This is a genomic window from Paenibacillus paridis (assembly GCF_006345825.1).
GTDB classification, from domain to species: Bacteria; Bacillota; Bacilli; order Paenibacillales; family Paenibacillaceae; genus Pristimantibacillus; species Pristimantibacillus paridis.
In genome coordinates this window covers 12,740-33,829 of the sequence record NZ_VCIX01000051.1, presented here as the reverse complement: position 1 = coordinate 33,829, position 21,090 = coordinate 12,740, and the positions used below count along the sequence as shown (strand labels likewise).

The window sequence follows — 21,090 nt, the reverse complement described above, 5'->3', positions numbered from 1 at the left end:
AATATCAACAAAGAGTCAACTAATTTCCATCAGCTTCAGTTAGTAGACAAGAGCACGAGCAATCATTCATAGCCCCTCATATGCTAGAGAAAGAGGGGAGTTGGACATTATGGGCTATCACAGTACAACCGTTAAGAGCAAATGGGTAAAAACGAAGTGGCTGCTTAAAAAAGCGACGATTCGAAAATATGTTCCTCGTACATTACGCTTTAACCAAAGCAACCTTAGAAGTATGCTATCTCAGTATTCAACCGTGTACTTCAAGCCTACAGGCGGTACAGGCGGGTTTAATATTAACCGTATAAAGAAACTAGAGAGTGGCTACCAAATTCAACACAACGCAAAGAAAAGCCGGTATGCGACAGTAAAGCTTCTCCATGGCCAATTGAAGAAACGTACAGCGGGGCAATCCTATTTGCTGCAGAAGGGCATTCAATTAGCTGCTGTAAATGGCAGGCCCTTTGATATTCGCGTCATGGTTCAGAAATCGAACAGCGGCGTATGGAAGTGCACAGCGATTTTTACGAAAATAGGAATGCCCGGCAAAGTAGCGACAAACTACCATCAAGGCGGCGAGGTTGGATATTTCCGGCAAACGCTGTCTAAAGCGGGTTTTAGCCAGAACATGATCGATCAGAAAGAAAAAGAGCTAAAGAAGCTTGGCAAATCGGTCGGCCGATTATTTGACAAGCATAGCAGCGGATTTCGGGAGCTGGGTCTTGACATTGCCTTAGATAAAAAAGGGAAAGCTTGGATTCTTGAAGTGAATACAAGACCTCAGTTTTATCCGCTCAAGCAAATGAAAGACAAAGGCATGTATCGCAGCATTATGTCCTATGCCAAGCAATACGGGAGAAAAAGATAGAAACAGAAGCGGAACCTGTTAAATGGTCCTCCCAATAGAAGAATGAGTTAATCGAAGCATAGAAAAACCGGGTTGCCTTGTCGAGGGGCAACTCTTTTTTTGTCTAATCCAGCTCGTACGCAATAGTAGAATTCGGCTTCTCCTTATAGAATTGGAATAGTTCGAAAAGGTTTTTTTAGCTGTCATCGCTGGTCGTTGATAGCTATGAACGCAAGGGGAGCTGTCTTATCTAGAGACACTTGGCTTCTGATAGATATAGTTAAATAATAGAACAGGTGCAACTATTTTTAAAAACTTTCTACTATATACATAAGAGGCTAACCAAAGGAGAATACCGGGTGGAAGATCAAGGAATAGTCCAACTATACTTACAGCGATCGCAGCAAGCTATTGCAGAGACTAAAAATAAGTACGGAGCATATTGCAAAATGATTGCAAGAAATATTCTTTCCAATTATGCGGATGTCGAAGAGTGTGAGAACGATACTTACCTAGCGGCATGGCATGCCATACCTCCTAACTTGCCTAGGAAGTTCTCTATATTTCTAGGAAGGATCACACGAAATATTGCGCTGGATAAGCATGGTTATAATACGGCGAAAAAGCGCAACCGTGAGTTTGAAGTCATTTTAACTGAATTAGAGGGATGTTTAGCTTCCCCTAACACGGTAGAAACAGAGTACGAAGCGGGCGAGACAGCTAGTGCAATCAATCAATTTTTATATGCCTTGGATGAGCAAGCGAGAAATGTTTTTATTAGGAGGTACTGGCACTCCGATTCAATCGAGAATTTAGCAATGAGGTTTAATATGAGCAGCAGTAAGGTGAAGTCCCTATTATTTCGGACAAGAAATAAACTTAGAGTGTTTTTAGACAAAGAGGAGGGTCACGTATGAAAAGAGAAGAGCTATACAAAGAAATCGGGCTTATTGATGAGAGGTTAATTGATGCGGCCGAGCATAGTGGAGCGGGAAGAAGGCAAAGAACCTTTTCTAAAAAGTGGATAACTTTATTGGCGTGCCTCATCCTTTATAGTTCAACCTCTACCGTGTTATTAGCGACCGAATATTATAAAAATCAAAATGCAGAGCCCTATATACGATATTTGACTGACGAGGCTATGGAGCTTGTGCCTGCTGCACAATATGATGCGAATAAATTTCTAGACGCTTTAAGAAGCGATAATAATGAATACGTATATATTGCTATTAATAGGCTAGTTGAATGCTTTAATGATCCAAAGCTAAGAGAGAAAGCGTTAAAAGAGCTTCAGCCATATTTAAACAATGATCATTCGAAAATCGCGGATGCGGCTGCGTTTGCCGTAGATATTTTGTCAAAAAGCTATCGCAGCCCTTATATAGTTAAGCTAGCAAACGGAAGCAAGCTATTTACGCTGTTTAACAATTACTCGGATTATGGCAGTCAAAATGTGCTTTGGCGGATAAAAGACAATGTGCTTGAGAAGTATTTTAGTTTTTCTGCACCGTCTATGTATATTACAGAAATTATTCCATCACCAGATCGGGAGCTTGTTGCCATCGTAACGGGCTCTAACAAAAGCCAATTCGTACAAATTATGAATGTCGAAGAGGGAATGATCAGCCCGGAGCTAGTAGAATCCGCAAGAATCAACTATGGTACGCAAAAGGAATTAGAAACATGGATTCGCACAGACCATGAAAATTATAGCTTTGTGAATAATATCGTGTGGGAAAGCAATGATAGGTTAAGGTTTGAGGGTTCCCTTGCATACCAGAATACGGAGATCATAGAAAATGTTATGGTAACGTATCAGTTTAGCAAAAAGGAGATCGAGGTAAAAGAGCTTAAATTATCCAGCTAAATTTCTGAAAAAAAAATAAGAACATCAACAAAGGAGCTGCGAAGGCATGCTCCTTTGTTGATGTTCGCTTTAGAGGGAGATGCGTATGATAGAGGCCGTTTCTTGTCAGGGTGTTTTTGATCTTACCGCCAGTTTAGTAATCGACTCGATGTCTTCATCGGTTAATAGATCTAGAAAATGCTTGCGTATTGCCTTGGAGACGATGGGAAGGGCTTGATCCAAGATTGACTTACCGGAAGCAGTAATCGTAATTTGAACACCGCGATCTGTATCTAGTGGTTTTCTTAGCACAAGACCGCGTTTTTCCATCCGCGTTAGATGATGCGATAGTCGACTCTTATCCCAGTCCATTGAGTCAGCTAACTCCTGTTGGCGAAGCTTACCATTCCCAAATTGAACCAACCGGTCTAATACGCCAAAATCACCCTCTGATAGTCCCGTGTATTCAGACATTTCTTTGACAACGCGACCAAAGATTCGTTTATAGGAGCCTTTCCACATATTCCATATTCGCATGTCGTCTTCGTTCAGCTCGTTTATATTTTCCATACGAATATAATATCATGGTTGACGTATCAACCACAAGGTGTTACAGTGTACCTGTAAGTTGACATGTCAACCAAAGGAATAGTGTTTTCTTAAGGTTGACGTGTCAATTAAGGGGAATATTGAAAGGCCTATAGACGGTTTTCCCAATAAAACTATAAGGAGTGTACTATTAATGGAATATGTGAAGCTTGGACGAAGCGGATTGGATGTTTCGAAGCTAAGCCTTGGAACCATGAGCTTCGGCGTACCTGAGCGCGGCAATACTCCATGGTCGTTAAATGAAGAGGATAGCAAACCGATTATTAAAAAAGCAGTAGAACTGGGCATTAACTTTTTCAGTACTGCTAATATGTATTCCGATGGCACAAGTGAAGAAATTCTCGGACGTGCATTAAAGGCTTTCGCTCATCGAGACGAAGTTGTCATTGCTACCAAGGTTTTCGTTCCGATGCGTAAGGGTCCGAATGCTATGGGACTTTCCCGTAAAACCATCTTTACCGAAATTGATAACAGTCTTAGACGGCTAGGAACAGATTACATTGATTTGTATCAGATCCATCGTTGGGATCCGACTACGCCAATTGAGGAGACAATGGAGGCTTTTCATGATTTGGTTAAGTTGGGCAAGGTCAGATACATCGGTGCATCCTCCATGCTGGCATGGCAGTTCGCGAAAGCTCAGCATACAGCGGAACGCAATGGCTGGGCACGGTTCGTTTCTATGGAAAATAGGCTAAACCTGCTCTATCGGGAAGAAGAAAGGGAAATGCTCCCTCTTTGTAAAGATGAGGGAGTCGGCATCACTCCATACCTGCCGTTGGCTGCTGGCCGGTTAACCAGGGATTGGAATGAACAGACGGCACGATCCGAGAATGACCAAATAGGCAAGGGATTGTTTATTAAAACGGAAGAAGCTGATCGCAAAGTCGCAGAAAGAGTTGCGGAAGTTGCTGCTAACCGAGGAATTCCACGCGCACAAATTGCTCTCGCATGGTTGCTGCAAAAGGAAGAGGTCACAGCACCGATTATCGGTTCGACCAGGATCAGCCATCTCGAAGATGCGGTTTCTGCGTTGTCGGTTACATTGACGCCCGAAGAAATCACCAGTTTGGAAGAACTTTATATCCCACATCCATTAGTATAAATTTTAACTAGTGAAGCATGGATACCCGATAGAAGAAAGGCATAGGGCTGATGTAAGGCCGCCATTTTTGGCGGTCTTTGATCATACAGCCTTTCAAACAGTACGATGAACCATACTACAAGTAGTGGTAAAACAGCAGATTCAGCTAATGTTAAACCTGAATGAAGTCGTACCTTTAAAGGATTCGGACTATATTTTTAGAAATGGCAGGATATTGCTCGAATAGGTTCAAATCATGGAATGGAAGCGGGATTAATCCGCTTTGATGAATATCATTGATAAATCTTTCGTTATTTTCTGTGCTCGAAAAAACGCCTATCGGCCGATTGCTTATCATATTATCGCATGAATAACATTCATCGCCAGTGATAATATAGTTGTGATTATTCGTTTCAAAATAAATGACCGATGACCCCTCGCTATGACCGCCGATCACTTTGAATCTGAATAGATCATTGTATACATATTCATTTTCTACGGCCACAACATGGCATTGAAGCAGTTTCTCTTTGATGGATGGCGAGCATTGCTTTAGCGTAAGATCATAGTCGATTTTTGAAATAATGATTTCAGGTGTATCAAATAAATCAAGATTATCAATATGGTCAAAATGATTGTGAGTAATCATGACTGTATCAACTAAGCTTCGGTTGCCAATGATGCTTCCTATTTCGTTTTCAACGTCTGTGAACGTAATCCCCCATTGCTTGGCTACATTCTCATCGCGAAAGCCTGTATCAATGAAAATCGTTTTATGATTATGCTTTGCAATATAATAAGACCACGCAATCTTGACTTGTTCCTCTGAATGATTCGTATCGCGGTAGATATAGTTTAAGCTAAACATCGATTCTCCAACTTTTACGGCATAGAGTTCCATTCGATGGGCTCATTCCTTTCCTTTAGGTTGTTATTACTATTCTTCAAATATTAGGAAAAACCCTTTGCTCCATAAAAATCCTTAATGAGAGTAGTTATCAAGATGGAGGTTCGTACCAATACTCTTTTACCATTTGTCATAAAGGGAAGGTCGTTACCATCTGGGATGGCATAGTTAGAGCACCGAAGAGTCATCTTACCCTTGAATTTCGACCGCTTAGCATAGAAGCGTATCTAAAACGTTAACCATTGATTAGATTAATGTATATCCCCTGCATAAAGCGAAAGGTGGTTCATATGAAAATAGCCATAAGAATCGTGGTTGGTTTGATCGTTGTTTTTATTATTGGTTATGGTGTATTGGCTGTTATGAATCGGCCGATTTCGAAAGAGGCAGTTCATGCGGAAATCGAAAAACACATCACGAAGGTTGTGGCCAAAAATGATTCGTTATCCAGCGTATTATTGACGATTTACTCCGATCAGTCAGGGTACTTTGAGCAATTTGCGGTAGGTACGAAAAATTCCTCCTCAGACGAGCCGGTTCGCATCAATAGCCAGTATCATTCAGCGAGCATCGGCAAAACCATGTGCGCTGCTGTATTCGGCATGTTAGTTGACGAAGGCAAAATTAGCTATGACGATAAAATTGATTTTTGGCTAGAGGATGACATTCTAAAGGGATTATTTGTGATCGACGGCATCGATTATAGCAATCAAGTCACATTGCAGCACTTGCTGAGCCACACGTCTGGAGTTGGCGACTATTTCGAAGGCCCGGTGAAAAGCGGCAAACCGATGCTGGATATCATTTCTGCGAATCCGGATTTATCCTTTACTCCGGAAGCCTTGATCGCGTTCACGAGGGATAACCAATATCCAATCGGTCCACCGGGACAGCAATTTTATTATTCGGATACAGGATATATTTTGCTTGGCCTCATTCTGGAAGCTATCGAGGGGGAAGCTTATTCAGATATTTTAGAAGAAAAAATATTTAAGCCATTGGATATGAAGGATAGTTATTTAATGTTCTATCAAGATGAACCAGCCGATATTGTGGGGATATATCTAAATGGCATTGATTTTAGCAGCAGAAACGCATTATCGGTTGACTGGGCAGGCGGCGGCGTGGTTACCACTATGAATGATCTTCTAACGTTCATGAAGGCGTTGGAAAATGAAACGCTGCTTTCCGGTGAAGCTTATAGTGGGATGACCAACTTTACTCAGCGCTACGAAAAAGGCATTTATTACGGTCAGGGCATGATGTATTTTGACTTTAGCGAGTTGTCCTTTCTATTAGGTTCTATGACCGATGTTTATGGCGGGGTCGGGGCAACGGGGACCTATATGTTATACGATAAGGATAAGGACACTTTTTTTATTGCTAATTTTGGAGCACTGGATTTTGCCGAGAAAGGGATAGAAGAATTAGTAAAAATAAGAATGATTTATGATAGAATGATAGTGGAATAAATGACTGCAAAAGCTATCAATAGGAGACACTGATGGTTCAATTATTGTGTTCGGATAAGGTTTATGAGAAATTGAAGCGAGAATTATCCAAATACCAAATCGAGATTAAGCAAGACAGCGATTTGGCTTTAGTCGAGAAAGGATATGACATGCCAAGCGAAAAGCTTTGCGTTGTATTTGATGCGATCGATTATATGGATGTGATTAGGCTTCTAGTCTCCGGCGCTCGAGAAGACCTGCATTTGATGAACACTCTTACAGGCTTAAGCGAGAATAAATTTGCGGTTATTGAACCAAGGGATGTTTTATATCTAGAAGCCGCCTCCGATGGTATTATGGCCTATACAAAATCCAATCGTTACAGTATCAAAGAAACCTTGCAATATTATGAGAACATATGGGTAGTCAAAGGATTTATGCGAATCAATAAATCGCAACTCGTTAATTTGCTGCACGTCAAAGAAATTATCCCGTGGTTTAACTCCAGATATGTACTTAGAATGGATAACAACGTTGAGCTAGAAGTATCCAAAATGTTCTCGAAAAAACTGAGGATCACACTCAAAATATAGGGGAACCGAAATGGAAAACATTAATTTTGAAAATATAATAAAGTCATTTTTTCTTGGGATCTTGATTGGCGTTATTCTACAATTCTATGATCATACCGATATGCCATACGCCTTTAAAGTTATGGCGGTATTAGCTAGCGGGAGTATCGGATTTATCATAGGGTTAATTACGGAGTGGATAACGGCCATACTGCCCATTAGTCTGGCAAATGCGAGAACTTACTTCTTTATAAACAACCTAATTGCCGTAATCGTTGCTGCCCTAATTATGGCTTCGTTAATCGTGATCACTAGCAGTACAATGGAGAATAAAGAGTCATTCCTGCCAATCGTATGGATAGTGCTTGGAATCATATGCATAGCCAATCTATTTGATTATTTGATGTACCGGCGAGCACAAAAAAAATTAAAAACGTTTAAGGCATGGATGAACGATAAATAATTGATTCGTCTAAGGCAAGCTAATATTTATTTAGAAGACAGTATCCACGGCGGTACTGTCTTCTCTTTGTTTTGCGGCACGGTAGTTTAAAACCGATGGATTGCAATAAATATTGCGAGCGCGAAGAAGGCGATGTTCACGCCAGTATCTCGATATTCCTTACGTTTAACATGAAAGAGGGCGCCCAGCAGAACGACTGAGGCAAGCCCAATTGCAGCAATTGGCGTCAACACAGGCAAGATATTTGTCGCTTGAGGCAAAATGATGCCAAGTGCCCCCAACAATTCGATTAATCCAATAGCGACTACGAGCGCCTTTGAAACGTCCTTTACCCATCCCCAAGACGCTTGGGCCTTTTCATGCTGAAATGCCTTTAGCCATCCCGAGTAAACAAAGCCCAGCGCTAGCAGGCCTTGCGCGATCCATACCGCGATATTCATTAATGATGCACCACCTGACTATTTATTCGATACTTGCTAAAGGTATAATAGTCTTTAAACATGGACTTAAGGAAGTAGGCACTTTAATTAAACATAGTTAACAAAAAGTTACCTTGCTAAAACAAAGGGAATGGGAGGGTAAAATGAATTCGTATTGTAAGTTTGAATCGGCACTGGATATCTTGGTAGGGAAATGGAAGCCTGTCATTTTGCTTCAGCTGATATCTAACGGCATAATGAGATTCAGCGAGCTGCAAAGAGCAATACCGGATATAAACAAAAAGATGCTTACTCAACAATTAAGGGAGCTTGAGCATAACGATATCGTATATCGCAAGGTTTATAGCCAAATTCCACCGAAAGTAGAATACTCGATTTCAGACTACGGCAAAGGCTTAAGCACGGTGTTACAGGCACTTAACGATTGGGGAGAATCCCATAGCAAGCATATGACAGAGTTATACGGAGAAGGCGAAAAACAATAATGCCAGACACGGAATTTCGCTCGCTTACAATCTAACCGTTGTATGACTAGGAATGCGATTATAAGAAACGGCAGGTGGAGAATGATGAATTTTGCGAAGCTAACAGCCTATTTGGAAACGTTTTATAATGAGAAAAATATTCCTGGTTTAGGTATGGCTATGTATCATAAACATCAACCTATTTACGAGCATTATGCTGGTTTTTCAGATGTCGAGAATCAGATTCCATTTAGCGGGGACAGCATTTTTCGATTGTATTCGGCGACAAAGGTTGTGACCTGTACCGCCTTGCTGCAGCTGCTTGAGCAGGGCCGGTATAAGCTTACAGATCCTTTATACGAGTACATTCCTGAGTTTAAGCATATGCTTGTCCGCCATACGCTGCCAGATGGAACAGTAGAGCTGCTTCCAGCTCAAAATTCAATTACGATTGAGCATTTGTTTACGATGACAGCAGGCATCGAAACGATTCATACGGATGCTGTCCAAAGAGCTGTTGCCGCAAGCAACGGTGAAGGTCAGACGCTTACGGTAATCAAGGCGTTGGCGCAGGAGCCGCTTGCCTTTGAGCCGGGCTCGCATTTTAAATACACGGTTTGCCACGACGTGTTAGCTGCATTGCTAGAGGTCATAACGGGACAAACCTTCGGACATTATTTGCAGCAAAACATTTTTGAGCCGCTAGGCATGAAGGATACCTCATTTCAGCTAAAGGATGAGAGCCGTTTCTGTAAGCTGTATAACAACTTTAATGCTCAAACTCACCAAGCGGAAAGCGTAGGAGAGACTATTCTGCTTCAACCGGGCAGAGCCTATGAGAGTGGCGGAGGCGGATTGTTTTCAACGGTACCAGACTATATTGTGTTTGCAGAGGCTTTATGTCGTTATGGTCTCGCGCCAAATGGCGAGCGTATCCTAAGGCCGGAAACAGTAGATGCCATGCGCAGTCCTCGCTTATCTCCGATTGCCCGGCAGGATTTTGACCGGTTTGGCGGGGCAAGCAAATATGGATATAGCTACGGCCTAGGGGTTAGAACCTTAGTGAATCGCGAGGATAACAATTCTCTTAGTCAAAATGGGGAATTTGGCTGGGATGGCGCTAGAGGCTGTTATGTTGTCATTGATCCCGAATCTGAAGTGACACTGTTTTATGCCCAGCAGGAAAATGGTTCTCCATGGTATCGCTGGCATGGGACGGTACGGAATTATGCTTATGCAAGCATTTGGCAAGCGTAATATTGAAAAAGAAGTAAATCGCTTTTGCGGCGATTTACTTCTTTTGTATTATTCCTGATGTGAAGCCAAAAAGGAATTAAGGTGAATTCGCGAAACGAACATGAATGGATACGATTTCTGACCTTGAACCGATTCGGATCGGCGGGCCCCAGAAGCCGTAGCCGGAAGATACGATGGAATGCAGCTGTCCCTTTTGCAGGTATCCAAAATCATTTTCAAACAATCTAGCCGTTAATAAATGGCCTGGAGCAATCTGTCCATGATGCGTATGGCCGGATACCATCAAATCGATGCCTTGCTCCTTTGCGATATCAAGGCCGACTGGTTGATGCTCCAGCATAAACACCGGCTTCGAGAGATCTACACCTTCTGTTAAATCAGCAAGCTCCGCTCTCTTCTTATCGCTATAATCCTTCCGCCCGACCAGCGTCAGCCAACCTCCAAGCTCAAAAGTCTCGTCATAAAGCACCTGAATCCCGCTCTCCTCCAGAAGCCCGATTAGCTCGTCGATCTCGCCGTCGAACCGGTCATGATTGCCCAAAGAAGCGAAAACGCCGAGAGGCGCTTGGATCCCCGATAAAATATCGCCTATGCCTTTGTTGATGTACGGAACAATATCATCATCTACAATATCGCCAGGGAGCAATACAATATCTGGTTTTAGGTTGTTTATTTCCTTAACCATCCGCTCGGCATGGCTTTTTCCCGATAAGTAGCCAAAATGCATATCAGAGGCCATCACAATATTTAGTTCGCCGTTTGCAGGGCCTTCTTTGTCGATATGGATGTCATAGGATTGCACGGCCGGACTAAAAGCATTAAAGCTTCCATAACCGAGCAGAACAATCAGCAGGACCAAAGTGACGATTCCCGACCACTTTTGTACGGAATGGCGCGGCAGGCGTGTCAACTTGGTTATCCAAACCGTAAGGTGAACCAGCGGGAGCAGCATGAGCAATAAGCTGAATAAGGCCAGCCAATAGCTGCCGATTACGCTTAAAAGAGTTGAACCCGCGACAACTCTGGAGAGAATGAGAGAGCTTGCCAGAAAGACGAGCGCAATGATATAGACGAGCCGGAACCTACGCGATATCCTAGGTTTTATCCACGTCCAACCGCTCCATCCGATATAGAATACAATTAAGGCATATAAAATGATAAATACGAGCCCGATGACGATAAACATGTTGTCCCCCTTCAAAATGCTGCTTTCTATGATTTTTTTAATTGTAGCATGGAAAGATACCTTAAGATGACGCCGATTCGTGGTATTCTCAAAAGTATACGGGAGAATGATAAAGGAGAGGTTCTAGGATGAGAGTTCAATTAGAAGGTATTACGGTATTGTCGAATGACGTTTCCGGGTTGGCTAGGTTTTATAACGAAGTGCTTGGTTTTGTTGCTGTCATTGAGGAAGGTCATTATGTAGAGTTTGTAAATGACGGAGTTCGCTTCGCGATTTGTTCTAAGCCATTAATGAGGATAATACAAACGAGCATTATTCCTTTATAGAAGAACGTAAAGGGCAAGCCTTTGAACTTAATTTTCAATGTGAATCTCCAGAAGCGGTTCGCGATATTTATGCTGATATTGTTTCGAGGGGAGCCACTTCGATTACGGAGCCGAAATCAATGTCTTGGGGGCATACTACGGGATTCTTTGCCGATCCTGATGGCAATATTCACTCTTTATTTGCAGTTAACCCAATTGCAGAGAAAGAAGAATGAGCACCTACTGTAGTTAACGTCAGCCTAGGAGGCGGCGGTACATCGATTTTTTCCGTTCGAACAACGATAGAGCCAGACCATTCTCCCCAAGGGAATGGTCTGGCTCTATTTTCTGAAAATTGATTTTGATGAGATATTCTGCAGATTACAGCTTGCACAAACCGATCATATCACCAAAAGGTTGTGGTCATAGGAGATTTCGAATGAACAGCGATGTATGCCGAAGAGAGAATTGTAGGATTGATTGTGGGAAACCGTTCATGTATACCGTTTTTTATGTCTTTCAGATTAGGCTATTCAGGATGTAGGTGAATGCCACAACATTACGAATAATACCTTTGCTATATTTTCATTGTGAAAACTCGGTCTTTCATATATCCCTGTAAATCAATATGAATTTAAGGGTATTCAAATGAAGAATCTCGTGTTATAGTAATTTTGTAATTAAAATTACATTTGATCGACAAGGAGTACCATGCCGAAGAAAAAGAACACCGCCGTACTTTCGATCAGGCTGGACGATGAGGCTGTCAAAGCCGTGGATTTGCTCGTTGAATCTGGACTCGAGGCTAATCGGTCAAGAGCGGTTGCCCATTTTGTAAGTGTCGGGGTGCAGGCATCCCATGATTTGCTGCTGCGGGCGCGGGAGCAAGCCGATAATCTTCATAGGCTGCGCAACGAAATGTTTGAAGCAGTCAAGCTGCGCGACATCGGCAAAGTTGCCGAGCTCATAGACCGCGACGCAAGTCTGATTAATACGAGCAACCAAAAGGGAGAAACGCCCGTTTTGCTGGCTGCCTTCCTACGTGCTAATGACATCAAGGAGCTGCTGCTGCAGAAAGGATTGGGCAAACTGACTGTGTTTGAAGCGGCCGCCGTGGGTTATACTTCCAGGCTAAAGGAGCTGCTCGACCAATCGCCGGAGCTTGTCAACAGCTACAGCTTTGACGGTTTTCCACTATTATCGCTAGCTACGCATTTTGGTAATAGCGAGGCGGTAGAGCTGCTGCTTGAACGTGGAGCGGCTATTCATGCTCGAAGCCGCGACGGCAGCCTGAACAATCTAGTCATTCATGCTACCATTTTCGGAGGTTATGGCCATTTGGTTGACTTGCTGATGCAGAAGGGTGCGGATATTCACGCCAAATGCGAGGGTGAGCTTAGAGATGGCTTTAACGTGCTGCATGTTGCTGCTTACTTTGATAAGCCGCTGCTCATCGAGAAGTTTCTTGGCTACGGGGCCGAAAAAACAGCAACCAACGCTATTGGACAGACGCCTTACGAGCTAGCCCTATCGCTAGGCCATACGGCCAGCGCGGAGCTATTGAAGATTGACTGATTGAAGAATGATGATATTAACCACATAAAACAACTCGACCGGACAGACGGAGAGACGCTTCATGTACTTAAGCGGCTTTCGTGTGTCTTTTTTTGTCGCATTCCAAGGAGGGTGAAGACAGCATGCAATACCGTAAATTAGGAAGAACGGGGCTGAAGGTATCGGAGGCCAGTCTGGGGACGATGGCTTTCGGGCGCTGGATCGACGAGAGCGCGTCCGGCAAGGTACTGGATGCGGCTTTGGAGGCTGGCATTAATTTGATTGATACTGCGGATGTGTACGGCAGCGGCATGGATACGGGTGACCGGTTGAGGCATGGCGAATCAGAGAGCATACTCGGAAATCTGCTGCGCGGCCGCCGCAATGACATCGTGCTGGCAACAAAGTTCCATGCTCCCATGGGGCCAGGCGTTAACGATCGAGGGCAGAGCCGCTATTACATTTACCGCGCCCTTGAAAACAGTCTGCGCCGATTGCAAACCGATCATATTGATTTGTACCAGGTGCATTCGTTTGATCCCGAGACGCCGCTTGAAGAAACATTACGGGCACTTAACGATTTGGTCATACAAGGAAAAATCCGCTACTTAGGCTGCTCTAATTATGCGGCATGGCAGTTGGCTAAGGCTCATGGAATCAGTGCGCAGCATGGACTGCACCGCTTTGAGAGCATTCAGCCGGAGTACAGCCTCATTACGAGAGGAATCGAGCGGGAGCTTGTGCCTCTTGTCGAATCGGAGCAGGTTGGAGTCATTAGCTACAGCCCGCTTGGCCGAGGCATTCTGAGCGGCAAATACCGCCAAGGGGAAGCGCCTCCGTCGGATTCTAGATTGGCATTGGGCGAAAAACGGCTGGAGCTGCTGCTGGATTCTAATCCGGCTTATGCGTTTGTGGAGGCGATTCGCCCGCTTGCCGAAGCAAGAGGCTGGACGCTCGCCCAGCTTGCGCTTTCCTGGGTGCTGAGCCACTCCTATATTTCATCCGCTATCTTGGGAGCGTCAAAGCCAGAGCAAATTGTCGATTCGCTTAAGCATGCAAATGAAAAATTGACTTCGGAGGAATTGAAGGAAATCGACGATATTTCCCGAAACACCGGACTTTTTCGGATTTAATTCCTTGTTTTCGCATAGACAAACTATATATTGGGAGTGTGAAGGTTATGGCTACATCTAAACGACAGCTTCATCTTGGTTTGTTCCTGTTCTCCACGGGCTATCATCCGGCAGGCTGGCGGCTGCCGGAAGCGGCAACCGACGGTGCATTTGATCCGAAGTTTCTGCAACGGGTAGCAAGAAGGCTGGAGGAAGCGAAGTTTGATTTCTTTTTCCTCGGGGATGCCTTGGCAACAAGCGCGGATATGCAATATCAGTTTCCATCGCAGATGGTCCGGCTTGAGCCGTTCACCATGATTGCGAACATCGCGGCAGTGACGGAGAAGATCGGACTGATAGTTACGGCGAATACGACGTATTCCGAGCCATACACCATCGCGCGCCAGACGGCGTCGCTGGATTATTTGAGCGGAGGACGCCTCGCATGGAATGTGGTTACCGGTATGGATGTACGGGCGGCACAAAACTACAGCCGGGAGAAGCATTGGGATAATTCCCGGCGCTACGATTACGCGGATGAATTCGTGAAAATCGTGCAGGAGCTGTGGGATTCTTGGGAGGATGACGCTCTCATTCGGAACAAGGAAAGCGGCGTTTTCGTAGATGGGAGCAAAGTGCATCAAATTCAGCATGAAGGCGAGCATTTCTCCGTCGCGGGTCCGCTAAATGTCGCAAGACCGCCGCAAGGCCAGATTCCGCTGCTGAACGCCGGTACGTCGGAACGCAGCCGCGAGCTGGGTGCTAAGCTCTCCAGCGCTGTGTTTACGGGGCAAATTCTGCTGGAGCTGTCGAAGGAATTTTACAAGGATATTAAGACCCAGGCGGTTAAGTTCGGTCGCAGCACGGATGAGGTATTCATTCTGCCGGGTCTGGTACCGCTTGTTGGCCGCACGGCCGAGGAAGCGCATGCCAAATACCGGGAGCTGAACAGCCTGCTGGTGACGAACTACGATCTGACGGCACTGTCTGCTCGCATTGGCATCGATCTTTCACGATATCCGTTAGATGGGCTGCTGCCGGATCTGTCGCTGTCGACGCTTCCGGGCAAGGAGGCAGAGTGGCTTGTGGAGCTGGCGCAAAAAGCGGAAGGGAAAGAAGAGATTACGGTTAGGGAACTGTTCCATTATTTCGCGGCGACATCCAGAGGGCATTTGCTCATTGTTGGCGATCCGGAGCAAATTGCCGATCAAATGGAGAAGTGGTTCGACGAAAGAGCAGCGGACGGGTTTAATATTTGCCCTCCGTACATGCCTGATGGCCTGGATTTGTTCCTTGATCTGGTCGTTCCGGTGCTTCAGGAGCGTGGCTTATTCCGGACGGAGTACGAGGCGGACACCTTCCGCGGTCATTTCGGCCTGTCCCGCCCCGACAACCGCTTTGCCCGGAAGGCGGCGCTGGAGGGCGTGAGGGACTAGGAATGCCCTTTGGGCAACACCTATCTGCATAACCGCGTACGGGAAGGAAAGGGGGCGAACAACGGCATGGACCAAAACATTGGCCAAAAGCGCTACAAGTGGCGCATCATCACCGGGCAAGTCATACTGCTGTTGGCTTGCCTGGGCATTATCGAATATCTCGTCCGGTCGGGGATCGTCGGCAGCCTGTATCTGTCGAAGCCGACTCAGGTCGTGGAAGAAATCTACAAGCTGTTCGCGGACGGCGATATTTTCCATCATTTATTCGTGACGCTCAAGGAATTTGCAGCGGGGTATCTGCTCAGCGCGTTTGCCGGCATCGCGACGGGCATGGTGCTTGTGCTTGTGCCTCATGCAGAGACGTTTTTTCGGCCGTATCTCTCAGCGCTTATGGCGATACCGAAGGTCACGATTATTCCGCTTCTGATGCTGTGGCTAGGCATCGGCTTGTCGCATAAGGTCGCTATCGTGTTTCTGTTTTGCTTTTTTACAATTGCATTCAATACGATTACTGGCATTAAGCAAACGGCGGAGGCCCATCTCAAGGTTGCTAGAGTGTTCGAAGCATCCAAGCTGCAAACGGTTGTAAAGGTTATTCTGCCGTCGGCTGCGCCAACAATCTTTGTGTCCTTGAGGGTATCGGCGGCGACCGGGCTTGTTGGGGCATTGTTTGGCGAGATGGTGGCATCCAAGGATGGGCTTGGCAATCTGCTGGTGCAGTCAACATCGCTGTACGATACGGCGAAGGCCTTTGCCATTATTACAATTGTAACGGTTGTTTCGGTGCTTATTATTGCAGGCATTGATTTGCTAGAGAAGCGCATTGTATTGCGATGGAAGTCATCATCTTAATTTAATTTAAATGATAGAGGAGAGAGAAACCATGATAAAGAAAAAATGGCTAGGCAGTGGAATTTTGGCGGCATCGCTTGCACTGGTGCTTACCGCTTGCGGAGGAGGCAATACATCGGGAGGAACGCCGTCGGCTTCTCCGGCAGCGTCACCAGCTGCATCGGAGTCAGCCTCGGCAACGGACAGTGCCCCGGCGGAGCTGCAGAAAATCAGATATGCGCCTTTTAATGGAGTCAGCGGGCTGGTCGTACGATACGGCATCGAAAAAGGCTTTTTCGCGGAGGAGGGGCTGGAGGTTGAGCTTGTTTCTACACAAAATCCGATCGAAGCATTAACAAGCAAGGAGGTTGACGTCGCCGACAGCGCAACAACCAACGTCATCGTAGCAGCGGGCAAAGGCGCGCCAATCAAAATCGTTTCGTCCATGTTTCGCACAAAAGGGCCGTTCTATCTGATTGCCCGTACAGGCATCGAAAGCGTAGAGGACTTGAAGGGCAAAAAAGTCGGGGCGGCGGTGCTTGGCAGCGGTCTGGACGTGTACACCCAAACGATTCTGAACAAGCATGGACTTAGCAAAAAAGATGTAACGTATTTGGCAACGGGGGTCAATGAGGCTGCTTATGCAAGCCTGACGTCCGGTCAAGTCGATGCTACGATCATTCATGAGCCGTTTGCTTCGTTAGCGGAGATTGAAGGCACTGGCAAGATTTTGGCAAAAGGATGGGATTACCTTCCGACCTTCCATACAGGCGTTCTGGTTTCCCAGAATGATTTTATCGATAAAAATCCGGAGCTGCTGGAGAAGCTGCTGCGCGCTTACTTCAAGTCGCAGGAGTATGCTAAATCCAATCTGGAAGAGTACAAAACTTATTTTCTCGAAAATGTGAAGGTGGACCCGGCTGCGGTGGACAAAGCGTTTGAACGCGAATTCGAGCTGTGGGAGAACAATCCTGACGTTGATTTGAATGCTTTGCGGGACACGCAGCAGGTGCAGTTGGATTTGGGCTTCCAGGATCAGATCTATGATATTGATGATTTGTTGGATTTGCGCTTTATTCCAAAAAAGTAAGAGTGGCGAGGTGATTGTATGGCGGGCTTCTTGATCTCCGGCGTATCCAAAATCTACGGGGGAGCGACTCCGACCGAGTCGCTTCAGAATATCAACTTGACCATTCAGGATGGCGAGTTTCTGAGCATTCTAGGTCCAAGCGGCTGCGGCAAAAGCACGCTGCTTGAAATATTAGCCGGACTGCAGCTCCCCACCTTGGGCGAGGTGAGTTTCGACGGAAGAAAGCTGAAGGGACCGGGCATCGAGCGCGGTGTCGTCTTTCAGGACCCGTCCCTGTATCCGTGGAGAACCGTATTCAAAAACGTTGAGCTAGGCCTTGAGCTGCGCGGCGTGGAACGAAAGGAGCGCCGGGAGGCGGTGCAGCGGTATCTGGATCTAGTTGGTTTAAGCGGCTTTGAGCACAAATATCCTCATCAGCTGTCTGGCGGCATGAAGCAGCGTGCGGGTCTTGCAAGGGCGCTTGCCAACAGCCCCGAGGTGCTGCTAATGGATGAGCCTTTTGGCGCGGTGGATCATCTGACGAGGCTGCAATTGCAGGATGATTTGCTTAAGATTTGGGAGGCGGATAAAAAGACGATTGTATTCGTGACGCATGACGTTTCCGAAGCCGTGTTTCTCGGGGATCGGGTAGTGCTGTTGTCCCCGAGGCCGGGGCGAATTAATCGCATATTTGAGGTGCCGAAACCGCGCCCTCGCAAGCGCGACGATCTGGGACTGCTGCAGATTCAGAATGAAATCTATGCAGCCCTACTGGAAGTCAAATCGGCGGAAAGTTTGGAATTTACGATTTGAGATAACCCTTTAAAGGAGAGTGGAGAAAGTGTCATTGTCCAATGTACTAAGTGTAGAGCAATTGAAAGAGAGAATAACAAGCGGTGAGCAAATTGTGCTGCTGGATGTTCGTTTTCATCCAAAGGTACCAGCTTACGGCAAGGAGGCATATGCGAAAGGGCATCTGCCTGGAGCGCATTTTATTGATTTTAAGGCGAGCTTGACCGATCCCGCGCGTGAGCATGGCGGGCGCAGTCCGCTGCCAACCCCGGAGCGGCTTGCTGAGCTTTTTGGATTGCTTGGCATCGACCGTGATTCAGCAGTGGTCGCCTATGAGGACGGCAATGGACCGGCCGCCGCAAGGTTGTGGTGGGTGCTTCGGTATTTGGGTGTGGAGCGCGTTCAAGTGCTGGATGGAGGTTTTTCCGCATGGGAGTCGGCTGGCGAGCCTGTGTCGCAGGAGCCGGCAGTCGTGACGGCTCCACGTGAGTTTGTGCCTGCGCCGAAAGCCGATTGGCTTGTCAGCGTGGATGAGGTGCGTGCAGCATCCGCTAACAGAGGAGAAGGAGGGACGAGGCTGGTTGATTCGCGCGATGCAGCTCAATACGCGGGGCGTGATGTTTCCTTCGATCCTGTGGGCGGGCATATTCCTGGGGCGGCAAATTTCTTCTGGAAAGATGTGCTGAGCGAGGACGGCGCATGGAAATCAACAGAACAGCTGCGTGAGCGGTTCACTGCATTGCCGAAGGATGCCGAAATCATCGTGTATTGTGGATCAGGCATTTCCGCCACTCCTAACGTTCTTGCTCTCAAGGAGGCGGGGTATACGAACGTAAAGTTGTATGCGGGTAGTTGGAGTGATTGGATTTCGTATGAGGGGAATTCGGTTGCGGTGGGTGATGAGGAGAAGGCTTAAGCGGTAATATAGTATGCGGATTTTGAATACATCGCCATGTGGGCCGAGTGCCTTGGGCGATGTATTTTTTATGCTCGAAGTCAACAGGGATTCAAGGCTTGCTCTCTGTAAACATTTTCAGGCAACCCCGCAACGAGTGCTTGTTTGTATGCTTTTTATGTATCATACAGACCCACGCACACGTCCGTCCTCACCACTGTACGCTCACAAAGAAGGCCGATCAGCACCTCCTCCTCGTGGGAGTACGGACCGGCCGAGCTTTATTGTTTTTTCTTAAGACTAATATAGGAAAGTCAACAAGTGAACGTTTTATTTGGAGAAATCAACGGAAGATCAACAATGTAAAAAGATGGTTGATTTTTGTTGGAGTTTATCCAGATAAAAAATAATCTTTAAATTGCCTGAAATTATTCTGTTTACCCCGATGGTCGCTGTGCGATTTTGGAATGGTGAAGGAATATTGTGAGTCTGCCTTAAATACAAGCTTATAGTGTTTTCCATCCTCATGAATGTCAAATCCTAACCTTGTTAGTTCTCTCTTTTGTTGGCCTTTTAATCCGTTCTCTGAGAGTAGTATGCTTTTTATAGTATTTAAAAAGTTTTCTTTGTTATCGGATTGACCATTTGCAGATAGAATTGAAGAGATGATATTTTTTGTTCTGACCGAACAATTAGCGGCTTCAGATTTGGTTTTAAGGAGTGATTTTATTAGTTCGAATTGTTCGTTTTCGAAAAGCTCTCTCTCTGATCCTTTATAGAGTAATGGTTTTGAATTAGAAAATTCTGATGAAGACAGAAGATCCACTTGAGAGTTCAAATATATATTTTCGGATTCTAAATTTTTTATGGTACTTTGGAGTTTTTCTATCTCTGCGTTGAATAGTTCTATTAATTCATTATTATCGGAATCTTTGTTTCTGTACAAGTTTATTTTTTCATTGTATTTTAATTCTTGTATAAATGACCATTTGTGTTCTTTCAATAAAGTTTTATTGCTTAATTTCTTTTGAAGAAAGATTCTGAGTTTCGTAAGGTGATCTCCATCAAAATGATCATTATATTGATTTCGTGCCCCTCCAGGCCAATAGATTCCAATGGTCCCATTGTAAGTATTCAGCCCATTGGTTTGTTCGCGTAAAATAAGGGGTACTTTTGAGTCCCCTTGATAGTATACATGAGCGAAGCCGGATAGTAATTTTGCAAGGGTATCAGGTTTTACAATATAATTTCCATTAGATAATTGGCTGATGTAGACAACAGGGAATGTATTCTCCATTTCATCTTTCATTAATGCTGCCAATTGACTGTAATTGTTTGATGTTACTTTTTTGGCTCTTTGCTCAATAGGAATTTGAGCATCATACATTGGTTGAGTACTCTCCATTAATAGCTTAATTATATAAGGCTTCAATGGCAATTTTGAATATGTGGTTACACTAAAATCTGCTTTTGAGGTGACCACAGATACATTAAAACTATCTTTTGTCTTGTAACCAATTACGTCAGTTCTCCATTCACAATCATCATCTTTTTTAATATGCCTTACCCCGCAATGGGTATATCCTGTAGCATTCATGTGATTAACAAACTCCAAACTTTCTGATGGGCTGTTATAAATTTGCCCGTCAAAAACTTCAGCATCGTCAATATTTAAAGTGGTGAAGGGACTCTTTTGAACCCAAGTTTTGCAACAATGTAGGAATTCGTCAATGGTGGTTGTGGTTGATAAAGGAAGGATAGTATTAAAACCAATCACTTAGGTTGATTCCCCATTCTAATTTGTTTATCCATATATTACAACATGATATATTCTGTGTATATGGTGAGTTTTTTGAAATTAGCAATCTAACTTGTCTTTAAGTCTTGTAAATCTACATAGTTGAGTTCATTAAACTGATTTTCAATATAACATATTTCAAATAAGTATAAAGCCGCTGACTCGATAAGAGTCA

The 21,090-nt window shown here is 45.0% G+C and carries 23 protein-coding genes; 18 read left to right on the top strand and 5 right to left on the bottom strand.

Annotation, left to right across the window (positions count from 1 at the left end; genetic code table 11):
* Window positions 1-109 precede the first annotated feature (109 nt).
* The 3 genes from FJQ58_RS01085 (at window position 110) to FJQ58_RS01075 (ending at window position 2,711) form a co-directional block, all read left to right on the top strand.
* Complete coding sequence (locus tag FJQ58_RS01085; RefSeq protein WP_139990607.1) at window positions 110-865, top strand: YheC/YheD family protein; 756 nt, start codon at window positions 110-112, stop codon at window positions 863-865.
* A gap of 338 nt (window positions 866-1,203) precedes the next feature.
* A complete protein-coding gene (locus tag FJQ58_RS01080) occupies window positions 1,204-1,761 on the top strand; it encodes an RNA polymerase sigma factor (protein WP_139990606.1) in 558 nt (185 codons plus the stop codon).
* A complete protein-coding gene (locus tag FJQ58_RS01075; RefSeq protein ID WP_139990605.1) occupies window positions 1,758-2,711 on the top strand; it encodes a hypothetical protein in 954 nt (317 codons plus the stop codon). The genes FJQ58_RS01080 and FJQ58_RS01075 overlap by 4 nt, the downstream gene beginning before the upstream one ends.
* Before the next feature lie 105 nt (window positions 2,712-2,816).
* Here FJQ58_RS01075 and FJQ58_RS01070 read toward each other — a convergent pair whose 3' ends face one another.
* Window positions 2,817-3,260 carry a MarR family winged helix-turn-helix transcriptional regulator gene (locus tag FJQ58_RS01070; protein ID WP_139990604.1) on the bottom strand — a complete coding sequence of 148 codons (444 nt, stop codon included), beginning with the start codon at window positions 3,258-3,260 and terminating at the stop codon, window positions 2,817-2,819.
* Window positions 3,261-3,432: 172 nt separating this feature from the next.
* Here FJQ58_RS01070 and FJQ58_RS01065 point away from each other — a divergent pair, with 172 nt between their 5' ends.
* Window positions 3,433-4,404 (top strand): aldo/keto reductase, encoded by a 972-nt coding sequence (locus FJQ58_RS01065; protein WP_139990603.1) that lies wholly within the window; start codon window positions 3,433-3,435, stop codon window positions 4,402-4,404.
* Window positions 4,405-4,579: 175 nt separating this feature from the next.
* On the opposite strand, the gene FJQ58_RS01060 is transcribed toward FJQ58_RS01065, so the two are convergent.
* Window positions 4,580-5,251, bottom strand: a complete 672-nt coding sequence (locus FJQ58_RS01060; RefSeq protein ID WP_162341234.1) for an MBL fold metallo-hydrolase — start codon at window positions 5,249-5,251, stop codon at window positions 4,580-4,582.
* Between the two features lie 329 nt (window positions 5,252-5,580).
* Between FJQ58_RS01060 and FJQ58_RS01055 the strand changes: the two genes are divergently transcribed.
* Genes FJQ58_RS01055 through FJQ58_RS01045 form a run of 3 tightly spaced genes read left to right on the top strand, consistent with a single transcriptional unit; the run spans window position 5,581 to window position 7,776 of the window.
* Window positions 5,581-6,762, top strand: coding sequence for a serine hydrolase domain-containing protein (locus FJQ58_RS01055; RefSeq protein ID WP_139990601.1), 1,182 nt, complete (start codon window positions 5,581-5,583; stop codon window positions 6,760-6,762).
* Window positions 6,763-6,794: 32 nt separating this feature from the next.
* Entirely contained in the window at window positions 6,795-7,334 is a 540-nt protein-coding gene (locus FJQ58_RS01050; RefSeq protein ID WP_139990600.1) for a LytTR family DNA-binding domain-containing protein, read from the top strand.
* Window positions 7,335-7,344: 10 nt separating this feature from the next.
* Window positions 7,345-7,776 carry a hypothetical protein gene (locus FJQ58_RS01045; protein WP_139990599.1) on the top strand — a complete coding sequence of 144 codons (432 nt, stop codon included), beginning with the start codon at window positions 7,345-7,347 and terminating at the stop codon, window positions 7,774-7,776.
* Window positions 7,777-7,862: 86 nt separating this feature from the next.
* On the opposite strand, the gene FJQ58_RS01040 is transcribed toward FJQ58_RS01045, so the two are convergent.
* A complete protein-coding gene (locus FJQ58_RS01040; protein WP_139990598.1) occupies window positions 7,863-8,216 on the bottom strand; it encodes a DoxX family protein in 354 nt (117 codons plus the stop codon).
* A gap of 143 nt (window positions 8,217-8,359) precedes the next feature.
* On the opposite strand from FJQ58_RS01040, the gene FJQ58_RS01035 reads away from it, so the two are divergent.
* The gene (locus tag FJQ58_RS01035; RefSeq protein WP_139990597.1) at window positions 8,360-8,701 is read left to right on the top strand and encodes a winged helix-turn-helix transcriptional regulator; all 342 of its coding nucleotides are present in this window, start codon (window positions 8,360-8,362) and stop codon (window positions 8,699-8,701) included.
* A gap of 84 nt (window positions 8,702-8,785) precedes the next feature.
* Window positions 8,786-9,937 carry a serine hydrolase domain-containing protein gene (locus FJQ58_RS01030; protein ID WP_162341232.1) on the top strand — a complete coding sequence of 384 codons (1,152 nt, stop codon included), beginning with the start codon at window positions 8,786-8,788 and terminating at the stop codon, window positions 9,935-9,937.
* A gap of 76 nt (window positions 9,938-10,013) precedes the next feature.
* On the opposite strand, the gene FJQ58_RS01025 is transcribed toward FJQ58_RS01030, so the two are convergent.
* The gene (locus tag FJQ58_RS01025; RefSeq protein WP_139990595.1) at window positions 10,014-11,123 is read right to left on the bottom strand and encodes a metallophosphoesterase; all 1,110 of its coding nucleotides are present in this window, start codon (window positions 11,121-11,123) and stop codon (window positions 10,014-10,016) included.
* Window positions 11,124-11,251: 128 nt separating this feature from the next.
* On the opposite strand from FJQ58_RS01025, the gene FJQ58_RS32765 reads away from it, so the two are divergent.
* From FJQ58_RS32765 to FJQ58_RS00985, 9 genes are all read left to right on the top strand, one after another.
* Window positions 11,252-11,449, top strand: a complete 198-nt coding sequence (locus FJQ58_RS32765; protein WP_238403676.1) for a VOC family protein — start codon at window positions 11,252-11,254, stop codon at window positions 11,447-11,449.
* Window positions 11,410-11,664, top strand: coding sequence for a VOC family protein (locus tag FJQ58_RS33290; RefSeq protein ID WP_338016115.1), 255 nt, complete (start codon window positions 11,410-11,412; stop codon window positions 11,662-11,664). The genes FJQ58_RS32765 and FJQ58_RS33290 overlap by 40 nt, the downstream gene beginning before the upstream one ends.
* A 475-nt stretch (window positions 11,665-12,139) precedes the next feature.
* Window positions 12,140-13,003 carry an ankyrin repeat domain-containing protein gene (locus tag FJQ58_RS01015; RefSeq protein ID WP_139990594.1) on the top strand — a complete coding sequence of 288 codons (864 nt, stop codon included), beginning with the start codon at window positions 12,140-12,142 and terminating at the stop codon, window positions 13,001-13,003.
* Window positions 13,004-13,125: 122 nt separating this feature from the next.
* Window positions 13,126-14,115, top strand: coding sequence for an aldo/keto reductase (locus FJQ58_RS01010; RefSeq protein WP_139990593.1), 990 nt, complete (start codon window positions 13,126-13,128; stop codon window positions 14,113-14,115).
* A 47-nt stretch (window positions 14,116-14,162) separates the two neighbouring features.
* Window positions 14,163-15,530 (top strand): LLM class flavin-dependent oxidoreductase, encoded by a 1,368-nt coding sequence (locus FJQ58_RS01005; protein ID WP_139990592.1) that lies wholly within the window; start codon window positions 14,163-14,165, stop codon window positions 15,528-15,530.
* A gap of 66 nt (window positions 15,531-15,596) precedes the next feature.
* On the top strand, window positions 15,597-16,382 hold the full coding sequence (locus tag FJQ58_RS01000) for an ABC transporter permease (protein WP_139990591.1): 786 nt from the start codon (window positions 15,597-15,599) through the stop codon (window positions 16,380-16,382).
* 31 nt (window positions 16,383-16,413) lie between these two features.
* Entirely contained in the window at window positions 16,414-17,451 is a 1,038-nt protein-coding gene (locus FJQ58_RS00995) for an ABC transporter substrate-binding protein (RefSeq protein ID WP_139990590.1), read from the top strand.
* A gap of 18 nt (window positions 17,452-17,469) precedes the next feature.
* Window positions 17,470-18,243: an ABC transporter ATP-binding protein gene (locus FJQ58_RS00990; protein WP_139990589.1), complete on the top strand. Its 774-nt coding sequence runs from the start codon at window positions 17,470-17,472 to the stop codon at window positions 18,241-18,243.
* 28 nt (window positions 18,244-18,271) lie between these two features.
* Window positions 18,272-19,138 (top strand): sulfurtransferase, encoded by an 867-nt coding sequence (locus FJQ58_RS00985; RefSeq protein ID WP_338016114.1) that lies wholly within the window; start codon window positions 18,272-18,274, stop codon window positions 19,136-19,138.
* Window positions 19,139-19,508: 370 nt separating this feature from the next.
* Here the strand turns inward: FJQ58_RS00985 and FJQ58_RS00980 are convergent, their stop codons facing one another.
* Complete coding sequence (locus FJQ58_RS00980) at window positions 19,509-20,894, bottom strand: hypothetical protein (protein WP_139990588.1); 1,386 nt, start codon at window positions 20,892-20,894, stop codon at window positions 19,509-19,511.
* Window positions 20,895-21,090: the final 196 nt, after the last annotated feature.

Excerpts from the sequence above, each read along its gene's own strand:
- FJQ58_RS01085 (WP_139990607.1), top strand. The coding sequence starts at position 110 with ATGGGCTATCACAGTACAACCGTTAAGAGCAAATGGGTAAAAACGAAG.
- FJQ58_RS01075 (WP_139990605.1), top strand. The coding sequence starts at position 1,758 with ATGAAAAGAGAAGAGCTATACAAAGAAATCGGGCTTATTGATGAGAGG.
- FJQ58_RS01070 (WP_139990604.1), bottom strand. The coding sequence starts at position 3,260 with ATGGAAAATATAAACGAGCTGAACGAAGACGACATGCGAATATGGAAT.
- FJQ58_RS01065 (WP_139990603.1), top strand. The coding sequence starts at position 3,433 with ATGGAATATGTGAAGCTTGGACGAAGCGGATTGGATGTTTCGAAGCTA.
- FJQ58_RS01060 (WP_162341234.1), bottom strand. The coding sequence starts at position 5,251 with ATGTTTAGCTTAAACTATATCTACCGCGATACGAATCATTCAGAGGAA.
- FJQ58_RS01055 (WP_139990601.1), top strand. The coding sequence starts at position 5,581 with ATGAAAATAGCCATAAGAATCGTGGTTGGTTTGATCGTTGTTTTTATT.
- FJQ58_RS01050 (WP_139990600.1), top strand. The coding sequence starts at position 6,795 with ATGGTTCAATTATTGTGTTCGGATAAGGTTTATGAGAAATTGAAGCGA.
- FJQ58_RS01045 (WP_139990599.1), top strand. The coding sequence starts at position 7,345 with ATGGAAAACATTAATTTTGAAAATATAATAAAGTCATTTTTTCTTGGG.
- FJQ58_RS01040 (WP_139990598.1), bottom strand. The coding sequence starts at position 8,216 with ATGAATATCGCGGTATGGATCGCGCAAGGCCTGCTAGCGCTGGGCTTT.
- FJQ58_RS01035 (WP_139990597.1), top strand. The coding sequence starts at position 8,360 with ATGAATTCGTATTGTAAGTTTGAATCGGCACTGGATATCTTGGTAGGG.
- FJQ58_RS01030 (WP_162341232.1), top strand. The coding sequence starts at position 8,786 with ATGAATTTTGCGAAGCTAACAGCCTATTTGGAAACGTTTTATAATGAG.
- FJQ58_RS01025 (WP_139990595.1), bottom strand. The coding sequence starts at position 11,123 with ATGTTTATCGTCATCGGGCTCGTATTTATCATTTTATATGCCTTAATT.
- FJQ58_RS32765 (WP_238403676.1), top strand. The coding sequence starts at position 11,252 with ATGAGAGTTCAATTAGAAGGTATTACGGTATTGTCGAATGACGTTTCC.
- FJQ58_RS01015 (WP_139990594.1), top strand. The coding sequence starts at position 12,140 with ATGCCGAAGAAAAAGAACACCGCCGTACTTTCGATCAGGCTGGACGAT.
- FJQ58_RS01010 (WP_139990593.1), top strand. The coding sequence starts at position 13,126 with ATGCAATACCGTAAATTAGGAAGAACGGGGCTGAAGGTATCGGAGGCC.
- FJQ58_RS01005 (WP_139990592.1), top strand. The coding sequence starts at position 14,163 with ATGGCTACATCTAAACGACAGCTTCATCTTGGTTTGTTCCTGTTCTCC.
- FJQ58_RS01000 (WP_139990591.1), top strand. The coding sequence starts at position 15,597 with ATGGACCAAAACATTGGCCAAAAGCGCTACAAGTGGCGCATCATCACC.
- FJQ58_RS00995 (WP_139990590.1), top strand. The coding sequence starts at position 16,414 with ATGATAAAGAAAAAATGGCTAGGCAGTGGAATTTTGGCGGCATCGCTT.
- FJQ58_RS00990 (WP_139990589.1), top strand. The coding sequence starts at position 17,470 with ATGGCGGGCTTCTTGATCTCCGGCGTATCCAAAATCTACGGGGGAGCG.